The sequence below is a fragment of the Sphingomonas sp. ATCC 31555 genome, assembly GCF_000282895.1.
In the GTDB taxonomy this organism is placed as follows: Bacteria; Pseudomonadota; Alphaproteobacteria; order Sphingomonadales; family Sphingomonadaceae; genus Sphingomonas.
The window spans coordinates 16815-29676 of the sequence record NZ_ALBQ01000025.1; the positions used below are offsets into that span (position 1 = coordinate 16815).

Genomic DNA, 12862 nt, shown 5'->3' on the forward strand with positions numbered 1-12862 from the left:
CTGCTACAGCGCCTCGCCGGCGGCGCTGGCCCGGGCGAGCTTCGAGCTCTCGGCGGCGGGCAGCAGGCGATAGGCCGCGAAGATCGCCGCGAGCGCGAGCGGCACGCTGGCGAACAGCGACAGCACGCCGGTGCCGAGATCGCCGGTGAGCGTTGAGATCCGGCCCGCCAGATAGGGGCCGAGCGCCAGCCCGATCAGCGTGGTGCCGATGAAGAAGGCGGCGGTAGCGGTGCCGCGCATGCGAGGCAGCACCAGATCCTGGGTGGTCGCCGCCGCCGCGCCGAGCGCACCGCAGATCAGGAACTGCGCCAGCGGCAGCATGGCATAGGCCATGGTGGGCGTGCGCGCGGTGAAGGCCAGCGCCATCGGCAGCAGCGGTGCGAGGCAGCCGAACAGGATGACATGCAACCGCCCGACGGGGCTGCGCGTGCGCAGATGATCCGCGACGCGGCCGGCAAGGGTGACGCCGAGGAACCCGGCGAGCGCCGCCGGCGCGCCGATCCAGAAGCCGACTTCGCCCAGCTGTTCGGGCGGGATGGCGAAGCTGCGCCGCACGAAACTGGGGGCGAAGGCGGCCATCGCATAGGCGAGGAAGGTGTTGAGGCCATAGGCCAGCACCACGCAGAGAAAGGCCGGCGTGCCGAGGATCAGCGCATAGGTGGGCGGATCGCGCCGCTTGAGCGCCACTCCCCAGCTATAAACGGCATAGACGCCGATGCCGATCGCGATCCACTGGGCAGGGGGTTCGCCCAGCGCGACGAGCAGCGCGACCAGCCCGGCGACCAGCGCCAGCACCGCGAGGTTGCGGGCGAGCGCGCGGGACCCCAGCCGCGCCGCGCCGATCAGCGTGAAGGGCGGGACGATCGTGACCAGCTCTTCGAAAAACGCCCGGAAGGGCGCGGGATGGGCGGGGGTGGAGATGCCTTCGGACAGGCCGCGCGGCGGCTCGCGCAGGGTGAAGGTCCAGGCGGCGGCGAGCAGCCCCGGCAAGCCGACCGCAAGGAACGCCGCCTGCCATCCCACCAGCCCCAGCGGCCCGCCGCCGGGATAGGCGAGGTTCCAGCGCTGGACAATCGTGGCGCCGATGAGCAGCGAACAGCCGCCGCCGAGATAGATGCCGGAAGAGTAGAGCGCGAGCGCAGTGGCGCGCAACCGCCGGGGAAACCAATCGGAGATCAGCGAATAGGCGGCTGGGCCGGCGCTGGCTTCGCCGATACCGACACCGATGCGGGCGAGCGCGAGCGTGAGCCCGCTGCGAGCAAAGCCGGACAGCGCCGTCATGCTGGACCAGAGCGCGAGCCCCGCAGTCATCAGCCGCACCCGATGCCAGTTGTCCGCCAGGCGGCCGAGCGGGATGCCGAACAGCGCGTAGAAGACGCCGAAGGCGGTGCCGTAGAGAAAGCCGATATCCTGATCGCTGAGACCGAGGTCGCGCTTGATATCGTCCGCGAGGATCGCGACGATCTGGCGATCGACGAAATTCAGGATGTAGACCAGCAGCAGCAGGGACAGCACATACCAGGCATAGGGACGCGCCTGGACCGAATCCGGTGCGGAGTTATTGCCGGCCATACCCTCTCCTTCGGCGCATGCTCGCCATTGCCGATCAGGCTAGCAGAGCGTACCCATTTTACGAAAGGATCATTTTCCCGATGCGCAAACCGGCATTCCTGTTCGTCTGCCTGGGCAATATCTGTCGCTCGCCGCTGGCCGAGGCGGCGTTTCGCGCGGCGGCCGAGGCGGCGGGAGTGGACGCGATCGCCGATTCGGCGGGCACCGGCGACTGGCATGTCGGCAACCCGCCGGACCGGCGATCGATCGCGGTGGCGGCGCGGCACGGCATCGACATTGGCAGCCTGCGTGCCCGGCAGGTGACGCGCGCCGATTTCGAGCGGTTCGACCATATCCTGGCGCTGGACCCGCAGAACCTGGCCGATCTGCGCCGCATCGCGCCGGCCGGCGGCGGCGCCGCACGGCTGCGGCTGCTGCTCGACGTGGTGCCGGGGTGGCAGGGACGGGCGGTGGACGACCCCTATTATGGCGGACCCGACGGGTTCGACCGAACCTGGGACGAAGTGCGCACCGCGGCGGACATGCTGGTGCGCGAACTCGTTGAACGCCGCTGAAGGCAACATCCAAGGAGAGGCAGACATGGCATTTACCGGACGCGAACTACGCTCGACCCTGACCGAGGACGGCACGCTGCGACTGTCGCTGGAGCAGGTGACGCATGGCGAGCCTGCTGCGGATTCGGTGGTGGTGCGCGTGGAGGCGGCGCCGATCAACCCGAGCGACCTTGGCCTGCTGCTAGGGCCGGCGCAGGTCGACACGCTGCGCGAAGAAGGCACCGCCGAGGCCCCCGTGCTGGTGTTCGAGGTGCCGAAGGGCCGGCTGGGCAGCATGAAGGCGCGGCTGGGCCAATCGCTGGCGGTGGGCAACGAGGGCGCCGGCACCGTCGTCGCGGCAGGAGCCGATGCGCAGGGCCTGCTCGGCAAGCGCGTGGGCATGGCGGGCGGCGCGATGTTCGCCGATTTTCGCACGCTGAAGGCGCGCGAGGTGACGCCGCTGCCCGAAGGCGCGAGCGCAGCCGACGGCGCGGCGCTGTTCGTCAATCCGATGACCGCGCTGGGCTTTGTCGAGACCGCCAGGCGCGAGGGGCACAAGGCGATCGTGCACACCGCCGCTGCCTCCAACCTTGGGCAGATGCTGCAGAAGCTGTGCCTGGCGGATGGCATCCCGCTGGTGAACATCGTGCGATCCGAGGAGCAGGCGGCGATCCTGCGCGGCATCGGCGCCACCCATGTGCTGAACAGCAAGGACGAGGATTTCCGCGCGCGGCTGACCGATGCGGTGGCGGAAACCGGTGCGACAATCGCGTTCGATGCGATCGGCGGCGGCACGCTGGGCAGCGATATCCTGCAGGCGATGGAAGCGGCGGCGGTGCGCGCGATGGCGGAATATAGCCGCTACGGATCGGACCAGTTCAAGCAGCTCTATATCTATGGCGCGCTGGACCTGGCGCCGACCACGCTCAACCGGCTGGCGTTCGGCTTCCAGTGGAGCGTTTCGGGCTGGCTGCTGATGCCGTTCCTGCAGCGCGCCGGCGGCGAGACGGTGGGTGCGATGCGCCGCCGTGTGCTGGCCGAACTGACCACGACCTTCGCGAGTCGCTATACGCGCACGATCGGCCTGGCCGAGGCGCTGAAGCCGGAGGTGCTGCGTGCCTATGAGCGCAAGGCGACGGGCGAGAAGTTCTTGATCGATCCCGGAAAAGGCTGATCGGGGGCAGGCGGCGCGTGTCAAGAGCACCTGCACAAAGGTACGTATTGTTTCCGTCATGTGTCGATCGCGCCGTTTTGCGAAAAACTCGCCTACAATGCGTGAGAGAGGGTCAGGCGAGGCACACTGCCGCGCGATAGAGCCTCGCAGCGGATCGCAAGGCAAGGAAGCGCACCATGTTCCAATCATTCGAAGTGAAGCTACCCATTCGGCAGAAGATGAAGGTGGCGTTTGCTTGGATGATCGGCCTGATGGTGCTGCTGACGGTGAGCGCCGTCGTGCTGCCGACGATGGCCCTGCTGGCGGTGGCCGCCGCGGTGATCGGCTTTGCTTTCTACCTCGCGGTCAATTTCCGCCGCGCGGTGTGCGACCCCTATGTGGCGACGGTCGTGCGGATGGAAGGGCTGGCGGCGGGCGATCTCGCCTCGCCGATCGCGCATACCGATTATGAGGATTGCGTGGGCCGCATCTCGCGCGGGATGCTGATCTTCCGCGACGCCGCCGTGGCGCAGAAGGAAGCCGCCGAGCAGCAGGCCGATGTGGTGCGCGTGCTCGGCGCGTCGCTGCAGCGGCTGGCGGCGGGCGACCTGACCGCCGACGTGACCGTCGACTTCCCGGGCGCCAATGCCCAGCTCAAGACCAATTTCAACGAAGCGCTGGCGGCGCTGCGCGACCTGGTGCGTTCGGTGTCGATGTCGGCCGAGACGATCAGCACCGGCGCGGCGGAGATCGCCAGCGCCTCCGAAGACCTTTCGCGCCGCACCGAAAGCGCGGCGGCAAGCCTGGAAGAAACCGTCGCGTCGATCGGCGAGATGGACCAGCGGCTGCGCTCGACCGCGTCCAGCGCGACCGAGACGGTGGCGCGCGCCGACGGCGCAATCGGATCGGTGGAGGCCGGGCGCAGCGTGGCGGACCAGGCGGTGTCGGCGATGAGCCGCGTCTCCGAAAGCGCCAAGGGCATCGACGACGTGATCGAAGGCCTCGACAAGATCGCCTTCCAGACTCGCGTTCTGGCGATGAACGCCGCCGTGGAGGCGGGCCGTGCAGGTGAGGCGGGCCGCGGCTTTGCGGTGGTCGCCGATCTCGTCTCCGCCCTGGCGATGCGCGCCGAGGAAGAAGCCGGCCGCGCCCGCGAGCAGCTGACCGCCACCCAGACCGACGTGACCGCCGCGGTGGGCATGGTGCAGCGCGTCGACGAGGCCTTTGCCGCGATCGCGGGCGATGTGCGCGAGGTGCACGACCTGCTCGGCAGCATGGCAACGGCCAACCAGGCCCAGGCCTCGTCGGTCGGCGAGATCAGCACCGCAATGACGGTGATGGATCAGGCGACCCAGCAGAACGCCGCGATGGTGGAGCAGACCTCTGCCGCCGCACGCAACCTCAGCACCGAAGTGGAAGCGCTGAAGCGCCAGGCCCAGGCCTTCACCGTCGACGCAGGCGGCAACGGCGCGCGGACCAACCTGCCGCTGAAGCGGCCGACGATCGGGCGCCCGGCAGCGGCACCCCGCACTCGCACCGCCGCACCGGCCGCAGCCGCGGCGATGACGGCATCGGCCGAAGGCGACTGGGCGTCGTTCTGACGGCGCCCGCCCCCGCTAGCCTTCCAGCCCGGCATGGGCCTGGAGGCGCTGGCGGGTCGACAGCAACGTGCCGACCGGCCGCGCCGGCGGCGCGAACATGCCGAGCCCGAGCCGCTGGCCGGGCAGGTTGACGTACACCGCCTCGATCCCCCGCGCGCCATAGGCTTCGTGCCAGAAGCCGGCGCCCTGGGGATCCTTCAGGAAATCGCGCCACCAGAGGCTGTGCGGTGCGGTGCGGGTGAAGGCCTCCAGGCTGGGAAGGTCGCGCCAATATTGGCGGAAGCCGATATGGTTCCAGCCGAACAGCATCCCATCCTCCGCCAGCAGCCCGTCCGGCGGATCCTTGCGCAGCGCCGCCAGGCCGCGCCCGATCCGCAGCATCGCCGGTATCGCGCGCAGGCGGCGCAGCTTGAACCCCAGAATCACGACGATCAGATCGGGATAGGCGGCGAGGTCGACGGTCTCGCGGGATGGTGCGGCTTGCATGACGACTCTCCGTGTTTACAATGTACACTCGTTCTAGCGATGTGTACGGTGTAAACAAGATGGAAAATGCGGCGACGGAGGGCAGATTGCGGCCGCGTCTGATCGAGGCGGCGATGGCGCTGCTCGATCAGGCCGGGACCGAAGGCGTGACGCTGCGTGCGCTGGCCAAGGCGACCGGCGTCTCCGCAATGGCGCCCTATCGCCACTTTGCCGACAAGGCGGCGCTGCTCGGCGCGGTTGCCGAGGCAGGCTTCGCGCTGCTGGCCGAAGCGCTGGCGCAGGCCGATCGGGCCGAGAGCCCGCGCGCTGCGCTGCTCGCCCAGGGCCTTGCCTATTTCCACTTCGCGCAAGGGCGGCCGGCGCTGTTTCGCCTGATGTTCGGCGGAGGGGCGGGATGCGACACGCCGCCGCCGCAAGGCTATGGCGAGGCGTTCCAGATCCTTTCCCGTCGCGTCGCCACGCTGGCTGCGGGCGATCCGGCGAGCGCGACCATGGCCGCCTGGGGCACGGTGCACGGGCTGACGACGCTGGCGCTGGACGGCAAGCTGCCCGCCGCCGACGCGCCCATCGCGGCGGCGCTGGGGTTGCTGGTGAACGGAATTGCCGCCGATCAACCGCGCAGCGGATAACGCCCGATCGCCTCGTACACCGATCCCTCGCCGCCGAGATGGCTTTCGTACAAGAGGAAGTTGTCGACCGTGAAAGGCGGGCTGGCGAGCCCGGCATGATCGTGGAGGAAGCGATCGTTTGCGCCCGGCACTGCCTTCATCCGCGCCAGCGTGACATGCGGCAAATAAGCGCGGCGTTCGGGCTCCAGCCCCAGGCGGACCAGCGCCTGATCGATCTTCTGGTGGAGCTGCGCGACCTGTTCGTGCGGGCGCAGCCCGGCCCAGAGCGCATTGGGGCGGCCGCGGGAGTCGAACTCGCCGACGCCTGCGATCGCCAGCTCGAACGGCGGGAAGCGGACATTGTCGAGCGCGATGGCGACCTCTTCGGCGAGGGCGCGATCGACCTCGCCGATGTAGCGCAGCGTGCAGTGCAACTGCTCGTCGCTCTGCCAACGCGCGCCGACCACGCCGCCGGCCAGAGCAAGCAATTGCGCGCGAATCGCGGGGGGCGGGCGGAAGCCGACGAACAGACGATGCATGGCAATGGTCCCAGTTGAAGGCGGTGGCGCGCCGTCCGACGCCGCAAATATCGAGTCTGCGCCCTGTGTCGAAAGGTTGCTACACCCGGTTTTGCTTGAAATACGCGCATAGCAGGACGATATTCCAGCCATCCGGCGTTATGCCGGGCAAAGGAGTTTTTTCGAATGGCTAACTGGTCTGATCCCCGCACGAGCGAGTCGCCCTTCGCGACGGCTGGTGCACGCGCCGCGGCGCATGACGCGGGGCTCCGGTCGTACATGCTGTCGGTCTACAACTACATGCTGTCCGGCGTGCTGCTGACCGGCATCGTGGCCCTTGCGTTCGGCAAGGTCGCTTCGCTGCAGGCGCTGCTGTTCCAGGTAGTGGAAACCAGCCGCGGTCTGTCGCTGCAGCCGACGATGCTCGGCTGGGTGGCGATGCTGTCGCCGCTGGCGATCGTGTTCGCGATGAGCTTCGGCCAGAGCCGCATGTCCGAAGGCACGCTGAAGGCGCTGTTCTTCGCCTATGCCGGCCTGCTGGGTGCGTCGCTCTCGACGATCTTCACCACCTATACCGACATGTCGATCGCGCAGGTGTTCTTCGGCACCGCGGCCGGCTTCGCGGCGCTGAGCGTCTATGGCTACACGACCAAGAAGGATCTGTCGGGCTTCGGCACGTTCCTGATCATCGGCCTGGTCGGTCTGATCGTCGCGTCGATCGTCAACTTCTTCCTGGAGTCGGGCACGATGAGCCTGGTGATCAGCGCCGTGGGCGTGCTGATCTTCGCCGGCCTGACCGCCTATGACACGCAGAAGATCAAGAGCATCTACACCTATGTCGCCGGCACGCCGGAGCAGGGCAAGGTCGCGATCATGGGAGCGCTGAAGCTCTATCTCGACTTCATCAACATGTTCCTGTTCCTGCTTCGCCTGTTCGGCAGCTCGCGCGACTGACCCTCGCGCCAGGGAAATGCAGCAAGGGCCCGGCGGAGCGATCCGCCGGGCCCTTTCTTTTCGGGCAGCGCGTACGGGAATGGGAACGGGACTCCGGCACCGGCCGTTCTAGACAGCCAACGCTCAGGAGAGTGCATGATGACCAACAACCCGCTGGACCCTGCGATGGACCGGATGTCGGTTGCCCCCGATCCGCAGGCGGACGAAGACGGCAAGGGCGCCGTTCATTCGGCCGATGCGGGCACCGATCTTTCGATCGCAGAACGCCTCGCCCGCGATCCGCAGAGCCGCGACGCCCGGCTCGATCGCGCGCTCGACGAATCGATGGACGCATCGGATCCGCCCGCTTCGACGCAGCCGATCCACAACAATCAGGTACCGGAAAGCTCGGGCTATAATGCCGAAGCCGAACGGAACCGCGCAGAGGACAAGACGGTCGGCAAGGGCGTGATCGACAAGGCATTGTCGAAGCTGGGTCTCGACTGAGCAGCCACGCGCGCCCTGGCCCGCCCCCCGACCTGGGGCGCGCGTGAAGCTCATATCGATGCCGCGGTGATCGCCGCCGAACCTGGAATCGCCGTCGCGGTGCACATCGCGGCGGCGATTTCCGTGTTGGTGGCCGGAGATGCCGTAGCGGTTCAGGCCGGCGGCGCGTCGCGATCGGAGCCGGTCAGCGCACCGAGCAGATCAAGGCTGCGCAACGGCTTTTCGAGGAAGATGGCGTAGCCGCCCTGCCGCGCGGCGTCCTCCAGCCCGGTATGCGGATGGCCGGTCATCAGCACGGCATGGCCCTCCCATCCGGTTGCGCGCATCGCCTGGAGGAGGCCGATGCCGTCGCCATCGGGCAGCCGATAATCGGCGAGCAGATATCCCGTCTCCGCGCCGCTCGGATCGGCCAGCGCGGATGCCGCCGTGCGATGGGCGCGGACGCTATAGCCGTGCCCGTGCAGCAGCAATTGTGTCGCGCGACGCACGCCATCATCGTCTTCGACGAGCAATACGCTGGGGCGTTCGGAAGGCAGCGGGCGGACCATGATCGACCGCGCGTGCCACGCCGACGCAGGGCTGTCGTTACGCAATGTTCCTAGGACGCGAGGGTGGATGCCCGCAGCTCCACCTCAGGTGAGGGGGGCGCCCATGCTCCCTCTCCGCTCATAGGGAGGGGAAGGCAGTCGCGAAGCGCCGGAAGGTGATGGGCGATGTCCAGCACGCCGGCCCCGCCGCAGTGCCGGCGGCGCGGCGTGCCTCAGAGCGACTGGTCGAGCTTGGCGGCGAAGGCGAGGCGCAGTGCTTCCGACAGGCTGCGCGCGCCCAGCTTGCTCATCGCATTGGCGCGGTGGACCTCCACCGTGCGCGGCGAGATGCCGAGATCATAGGCGATCGTCTTGTTCGGATGGCCGCGCACCAGCCCGCGCAGCACATCCTGTTCGCGCGGGGAAAGCTGACCGATCCGCCGGGCGGCTTCGTGCTGCGATGCCAGCGCTTCATCGCCGCGACCGAGTTGTTCGAAGCCGCGATCCAGCGCCTCGATCAGCGCTTCGCGTTCGAACGGCTTTTCGAGAAAGTCGACCGCGCCGCCCTTCATCGCCGCCACCGCCGTGCCGACATCGCCATGCCCGGTCAGCACGATCACCGGCAGCTTGACGCCGCGGCTGGCAAGTTCGGCCTGCACTTCGATGCCGTCCATTTCGGGCATCCGCACGTCGAGCAGGATGCAGCCCGGCTTTGCGTCCGCCACCCGCTCCAGAAAGGCGACGCCGGAAGGATAGGTGTCGACGGCGAAGCCGGAGGTGCGCAGCATGAAGCTGGTCGAGCGGCGGACCGACTCCTCGTCATCGACCAGATGGATGTACTTCTGTTCCGTCATGCCTGTTCCTCGTGCGCCGACAGCAGCGTGAAGTTGAAGATCGTGCCGCCCTCCGGGCGGGGCTCTGCCCAGATCCGGCCGCCATGCGCCTCCACGATCGTGCGGCAGATCGACAGGCCCAGGCCCATGCCCTGTTCCTTGGTGCTGCTGAACGCCTGGAACAGCCGCGGCGCGAGTTCCGGCGCGATGCCGGGCCCGGTATCCGCCACCCAGATGCGCACCAGGTTGCGCGGCGCCGTTTCGGACCCGATCGTCACTTCCCGCACCGTGCTGGCGGCCATCGCCTCCACCGCGTTGCGGATCAGGTTGACCAGCACCTGCTGGATCTGCACGCGATCGCACAGCACCGCGGTGGCGTGTGGATCGAGCGCGTAGAAGGCGCGCACGCCCAGTTCGCGCGATCCGCTGAGCGCCAGGCGGCTTGCCTCGTCGATCAGCCGGGGCAGATCGGCCAGACCCATATCCGCCTCGCCGCGCGAGACGAAGGCGCGCAGGCGGCGGACGATGTCGCCGGCGCGCAACGCCTCCTTCACCGATTCCTCCATCGCCTCGCGAATCATTTCCTGATCCTCGGGATCCTCGCTGTCCTGCTCCATCAGGTTGCGGCCGGCGCTCAGATAATTGGCGATGGCGGTGAGCGGCTGGTTGAGCTCGTGCGCCAGCGTGGAGGCCATGGTGCCCATCGCCGAGAGGCGCGAGACGTGGATCAGCTCGGACTGCAGTTCCTTCAGTCGCAGCTCGGCGCGCTGCTCGTCGGTCAGATCGCGGATGAAGCCGGTGAAGATGCGGTGCCCGTCGCTGCTCGCTTCGCCGACCTGCAGCTCCATCGGAAAATCGGTGCCGTCGCGCCGCTGGCCGACAACGATGCGCCCGATGCCGATCACCCGGCGCTCGCCGGTCGTCATGTAGCGGGCGAGATAGCTGTCGTGCAGCTGCGCATCCGGTGAGGGCATCAGCATCCGCACGTTGCGGCCGACCACATCTTCCTCGCGCCAGCCGAACAGCCGCTCCGCCGCGGCGCTGAACGACAGGACCCGGCCCTGATCGTCGATCACCACCATCGCCGAGGGCACGGTGGCGAGAATCGAGCGCAGGTGCAGTGCGCTGCCCGCCAGCGCGGTTTCGGAGGCCTTGCTGTCGGTGATGTCGCGAAACACCTCCGCATAGCCGCGCAAGCTGCCGTCCGAATCGACCAGCGCGGTCAGCTGGACTTCGGCGAGATATTCGCTGCCGTCGCGCCGCACCCGCCAGCCTTCCTCGATCAATCGGCCTTCGACGCGGACGCGGGCCAGATCGCGCGCCGGGCGCCCGGCTTCGACATCGGCGGCGGGATAATGCAGGCCCAGCGAAGCACCGAGCAGATCGGCGGGCGTCCAGCCGTCCTGCAGCTCGGCACCGCGGCTCCAGCTGGCGATCCGGCCATCCGGATCGAGCAGGAAGACGCCGCGATCGCTCGAGGCTTCCAGTAACAGCGCCGTTGCCGCAGGATCATGACTGGGGCGTTGGGTCATAAACTCCGACGATTACACGATAATGGCGCCATGATGGGCGCTTGCTGCGGATGTCGCAAGCCAGGTTTGACAAAGATCAACGTAATTGTTCGACAACGGCGCCACGCTCTCCCTCTTGCAGATGGAGGCGGATATGCTCGACGTCATCGGTAGCAACTATCTCTTCATGGTATTCGCGGCGATGGGGGTGTTCGCGCTCGCACTCGCCTTTGTCAGCCTCAGCGAATATCTGCACCGCACCGACCAGTGACCGCGTGAAAACCTTTGCGCGCACCGGCATCGGGGGGCTTCCCGAAGGGCGCGCGGCACGCTAGCGCGATGGCATGACTTCGAACCTGTCGATCGCCGGCCTGGAACTGGGCGGCACCAAATGCGTCGCCACGCTGGGCAGCGGACCTGAAGATGTCCGCGAACGCCACGTCATCCCCACCACCGATCCGGTGACAACGCTGGCCGCGATCGAGGCGGTGCTGGATGGCTGGACGTTCGACGCGATCGGCATTGCCAGCTTCGGCCCGATCGAGCTGAATCCGGCGCGGCCGAACTTCGGCTCGATCGTCGCGACGACCAAGCCGGGCTGGAACGACACCGATCTCACCAAGCGGCTCGCCGCACGCTATGCCAAGCCGCTGGCGATCCAGACCGACGTGAACGGCGCGGCACTGGCGGAAGCGCGCTGGGGTGCCTCGGCAGGGCTCTCCACGCACGCCTATATCACCATCGGCACCGGCGTGGGCGTGGGGCTGGTGGCCAATGGCCGTCCGATCATGGGCTATGCGCATGGCGAGGCAGGACACATGCGATCGGCCCGCGCGCCGGGCGACAGCTTCGCCGGCTGGTGCCCCTATCATGGCGATTGCGCCGAGGGTCTGCTTTCCGGCCCGGCGCTGGCGGCGCGCTTCGGCCGGCCGGGGCAGGACGTCGCCGACGACGCGCCCGAATGGGACTATTTCGCGCATGACCTGGCGGCGCTGCTCCACAATCTGGTGGTGAGCCTGGCACCCGAGCGGATCGCGATCGGCGGCGGGGTGATGACCAAGCGGCCGCAGTTGTTCGGCGCGGTGCGCGAAAAGCTGGCCGGCATGATCAACGGCTATGGCGCGCTGGCCGGCTATTGCGCCGAGCTCGACACGCGCGTCGGCCCGCCGGGGCTGGGCGACATGGCCGGGCCGCTCGGCGCGATCGCGATGGGGCTCGAAGCGCTCGATCGCTGAAACCGGTGTTTGGGGGTTGCGTCCGAGGCCCAAGCGGCATACAGGGCGCACCCTCGGTCGGGGCGTAGCGCAGCCTGGTAGCGCATCACACTGGGGGTGTGGGGGTCGCAGGTTCGAATCCTGTCGCCCCGACCAAGCCACACCCAAGAAATCCTGAAATTGTCGGATCGTTGCGCGGACGCGGCCTTAGGGGAATGCCCCCTTTGCAGGCCCGCACCCGCCACCCATATGCGGGCCATGAGCGACAAGAATACCGCGTGGCACGGCACGACGATCCTCTCCGTGCGGAAATCCGGAAAAGTGGTGATTGCAGGCGACGGCCAGGTTTCGGCCGGCAACACCGTGATGAAGCCCAATGCCCGCAAGGTCCGCCCCTTGGGCGACGGCAAGGTGATCGCGGGCTTTGCCGGCGCCACCGCCGACGCCTTCACCCTGTTCGAGCGGCTCGAGGCCAAGCTGGAGCGGCACCACGGCCAGCTGCTGCGCGCGGCGGTGGAGCTCGCCAAGGACTGGCGGACGGACAAGTATCTCCGCAACCTGGAGGCGATGCTGCTCGTCGCCGACAAGGACGTGACGCTGGTGATCACCGGCAATGGCGACGTGCTCGAGCCCGAAGCGCACGAGCATGGCATCGTCGCTTCGATCGGCTCAGGCGGCAATTTCGCGCTCTCCGCGGCGCGGGCGCTGATCGAATATGAACCCGACGCCGAGGTGGTCGCGCGCAAGGCGATGGCGATTGCGGGCGAGCTGTGCGTCTACACCAACGATCGGCTGACCGTGGAGACGCTGGAAAGCGTCGCCTGACTTCTTCTCCCCTTCCGCATGCGGGAGGGGTCGGGGGGGGG

At 68.1% G+C, this 12862-nt stretch carries 14 protein-coding genes and 1 tRNA gene; 9 read left to right on the forward strand and 6 right to left on the reverse strand.

Features of this window, described 5'->3' with window-relative positions; genetic code table 11:
• Window positions 1-3: 3 nt before the first annotated feature.
• Window positions 4-1572 carry a spinster family MFS transporter gene (locus B215_RS0112630; RefSeq protein ID WP_019370013.1) on the reverse strand — a complete coding sequence of 523 codons (1569 nt, stop codon included), beginning with the start codon at window positions 1570-1572 and terminating at the stop codon, window positions 4-6.
• Between the two features lie 80 nt (window positions 1573-1652).
• Between B215_RS0112630 and B215_RS0112635 the strand changes: the two genes are divergently transcribed.
• The 3 genes from B215_RS0112635 to B215_RS20080 all read left to right on the forward strand — a co-directional run bounded on the left by B215_RS0112635 (window position 1653) and on the right by B215_RS20080 (window position 4859).
• Window positions 1653-2126: a low molecular weight protein-tyrosine-phosphatase gene (locus tag B215_RS0112635; protein WP_019370014.1), complete on the forward strand. Its 474-nt coding sequence runs from the start codon at window positions 1653-1655 to the stop codon at window positions 2124-2126.
• A gap of 25 nt (window positions 2127-2151) precedes the next feature.
• Entirely contained in the window at window positions 2152-3279 is a 1128-nt protein-coding gene (locus tag B215_RS0112640) for a zinc-binding dehydrogenase (RefSeq protein ID WP_019370015.1), read from the forward strand.
• A 176-nt stretch (window positions 3280-3455) separates the two neighbouring features.
• Entirely contained in the window at window positions 3456-4859 is a 1404-nt protein-coding gene (locus tag B215_RS20080; RefSeq protein ID WP_019370016.1) for a methyl-accepting chemotaxis protein, read from the forward strand.
• Window positions 4860-4874: 15 nt separating this feature from the next.
• Here B215_RS20080 and B215_RS0112650 read toward each other — a convergent pair whose 3' ends face one another.
• Window positions 4875-5345 (reverse strand): monooxygenase family protein, encoded by a 471-nt coding sequence (locus tag B215_RS0112650; RefSeq protein WP_019370017.1) that lies wholly within the window; start codon window positions 5343-5345, stop codon window positions 4875-4877.
• Window positions 5346-5365: 20 nt separating this feature from the next.
• Between B215_RS0112650 and B215_RS20085 the strand changes: the two genes are divergently transcribed.
• The gene (locus tag B215_RS20085) at window positions 5366-5974 is read left to right on the forward strand and encodes a TetR/AcrR family transcriptional regulator (protein WP_236704525.1); all 609 of its coding nucleotides are present in this window, start codon (window positions 5366-5368) and stop codon (window positions 5972-5974) included.
• On the opposite strand, the gene thpR is transcribed toward B215_RS20085, so the two are convergent.
• Entirely contained in the window at window positions 5956-6492 is a 537-nt protein-coding gene (gene thpR, locus B215_RS0112660) for an RNA 2',3'-cyclic phosphodiesterase (protein ID WP_019370019.1), read from the reverse strand. The genes B215_RS20085 and thpR overlap by 19 nt on opposite strands.
• Window positions 6493-6657: 165 nt before the next feature.
• Between thpR and B215_RS0112665 the strand changes: the two genes are divergently transcribed.
• Window positions 6658-7425 (forward strand): Bax inhibitor-1/YccA family protein, encoded by a 768-nt coding sequence (locus tag B215_RS0112665; RefSeq protein ID WP_019370020.1) that lies wholly within the window; start codon window positions 6658-6660, stop codon window positions 7423-7425.
• Window positions 7426-7560: 135 nt separating this feature from the next.
• Complete coding sequence (locus B215_RS0112670) at window positions 7561-7911, forward strand: hypothetical protein (RefSeq protein WP_019370021.1); 351 nt, start codon at window positions 7561-7563, stop codon at window positions 7909-7911.
• Window positions 7912-8063: 152 nt separating this feature from the next.
• On the opposite strand, the gene B215_RS0112675 is transcribed toward B215_RS0112670, so the two are convergent.
• The 3 genes from B215_RS0112675 to B215_RS0112685 form a co-directional block, all read right to left on the reverse strand.
• Window positions 8064-8504 (reverse strand): response regulator, encoded by a 441-nt coding sequence (locus B215_RS0112675; RefSeq protein ID WP_019370022.1) that lies wholly within the window; start codon window positions 8502-8504, stop codon window positions 8064-8066.
• Between the two features lie 167 nt (window positions 8505-8671).
• Window positions 8672-9292 carry a response regulator transcription factor gene (locus tag B215_RS0112680; RefSeq protein ID WP_019370023.1) on the reverse strand — a complete coding sequence of 207 codons (621 nt, stop codon included), beginning with the start codon at window positions 9290-9292 and terminating at the stop codon, window positions 8672-8674.
• The gene (locus B215_RS0112685) at window positions 9289-10803 is read right to left on the reverse strand and encodes a PAS domain-containing sensor histidine kinase (RefSeq protein ID WP_019370024.1); all 1515 of its coding nucleotides are present in this window, start codon (window positions 10801-10803) and stop codon (window positions 9289-9291) included. Before B215_RS0112685 ends, B215_RS0112680 begins: the two co-directional genes overlap by 4 nt.
• Window positions 10804-11126: 323 nt before the next feature.
• Between B215_RS0112685 and B215_RS0112695 the strand changes: the two genes are divergently transcribed.
• The 3 genes from B215_RS0112695 (at window position 11127) to hslV (ending at window position 12821) form a co-directional block, all read left to right on the forward strand.
• Window positions 11127-12017, forward strand: coding sequence for an ROK family protein (locus B215_RS0112695; protein ID WP_019370026.1), 891 nt, complete (start codon window positions 11127-11129; stop codon window positions 12015-12017).
• Window positions 12018-12075: 58 nt separating this feature from the next.
• Window positions 12076-12152: transfer RNA gene (locus tag B215_RS0112700), tRNA-Pro, on the forward strand.
• A 102-nt stretch (window positions 12153-12254) separates the two neighbouring features.
• Complete coding sequence (gene hslV, locus B215_RS0112705) at window positions 12255-12821, forward strand: ATP-dependent protease subunit HslV (protein ID WP_019370027.1); 567 nt, start codon at window positions 12255-12257, stop codon at window positions 12819-12821.
• The last annotated feature ends 41 nt before the right edge of the window (window positions 12822-12862 follow it).

Excerpts from the sequence above, each read along its gene's own strand:
- hslV (WP_019370027.1), top strand. The coding sequence starts at position 12,255 with ATGAGCGACAAGAATACCGCGTGGCACGGCACGACGATCCTCTCCGTG.
- B215_RS0112650 (WP_019370017.1), bottom strand. The coding sequence starts at position 5,345 with ATGCAAGCCGCACCATCCCGCGAGACCGTCGACCTCGCCGCCTATCCC.
- B215_RS20080 (WP_019370016.1), top strand. The coding sequence starts at position 3,456 with ATGTTCCAATCATTCGAAGTGAAGCTACCCATTCGGCAGAAGATGAAG.
- B215_RS0112635 (WP_019370014.1), top strand. The coding sequence starts at position 1,653 with ATGCGCAAACCGGCATTCCTGTTCGTCTGCCTGGGCAATATCTGTCGC.
- B215_RS0112665 (WP_019370020.1), top strand. The coding sequence starts at position 6,658 with ATGGCTAACTGGTCTGATCCCCGCACGAGCGAGTCGCCCTTCGCGACG.
- B215_RS0112630 (WP_019370013.1), bottom strand. The coding sequence starts at position 1,572 with ATGGCCGGCAATAACTCCGCACCGGATTCGGTCCAGGCGCGTCCCTAT.
- B215_RS0112685 (WP_019370024.1), bottom strand. The coding sequence starts at position 10,803 with ATGACCCAACGCCCCAGTCATGATCCTGCGGCAACGGCGCTGTTACTG.
- B215_RS20085 (WP_236704525.1), top strand. The coding sequence starts at position 5,366 with ATGTACACTCGTTCTAGCGATGTGTACGGTGTAAACAAGATGGAAAAT.
- B215_RS0112695 (WP_019370026.1), top strand. The coding sequence starts at position 11,127 with ATGACTTCGAACCTGTCGATCGCCGGCCTGGAACTGGGCGGCACCAAA.
- B215_RS0112680 (WP_019370023.1), bottom strand. The coding sequence starts at position 9,292 with ATGACGGAACAGAAGTACATCCATCTGGTCGATGACGAGGAGTCGGTC.
- B215_RS0112640 (WP_019370015.1), top strand. The coding sequence starts at position 2,152 with ATGGCATTTACCGGACGCGAACTACGCTCGACCCTGACCGAGGACGGC.
- thpR (WP_019370019.1), bottom strand. The coding sequence starts at position 6,492 with ATGCATCGTCTGTTCGTCGGCTTCCGCCCGCCCCCCGCGATTCGCGCG.
- B215_RS0112670 (WP_019370021.1), top strand. The coding sequence starts at position 7,561 with ATGATGACCAACAACCCGCTGGACCCTGCGATGGACCGGATGTCGGTT.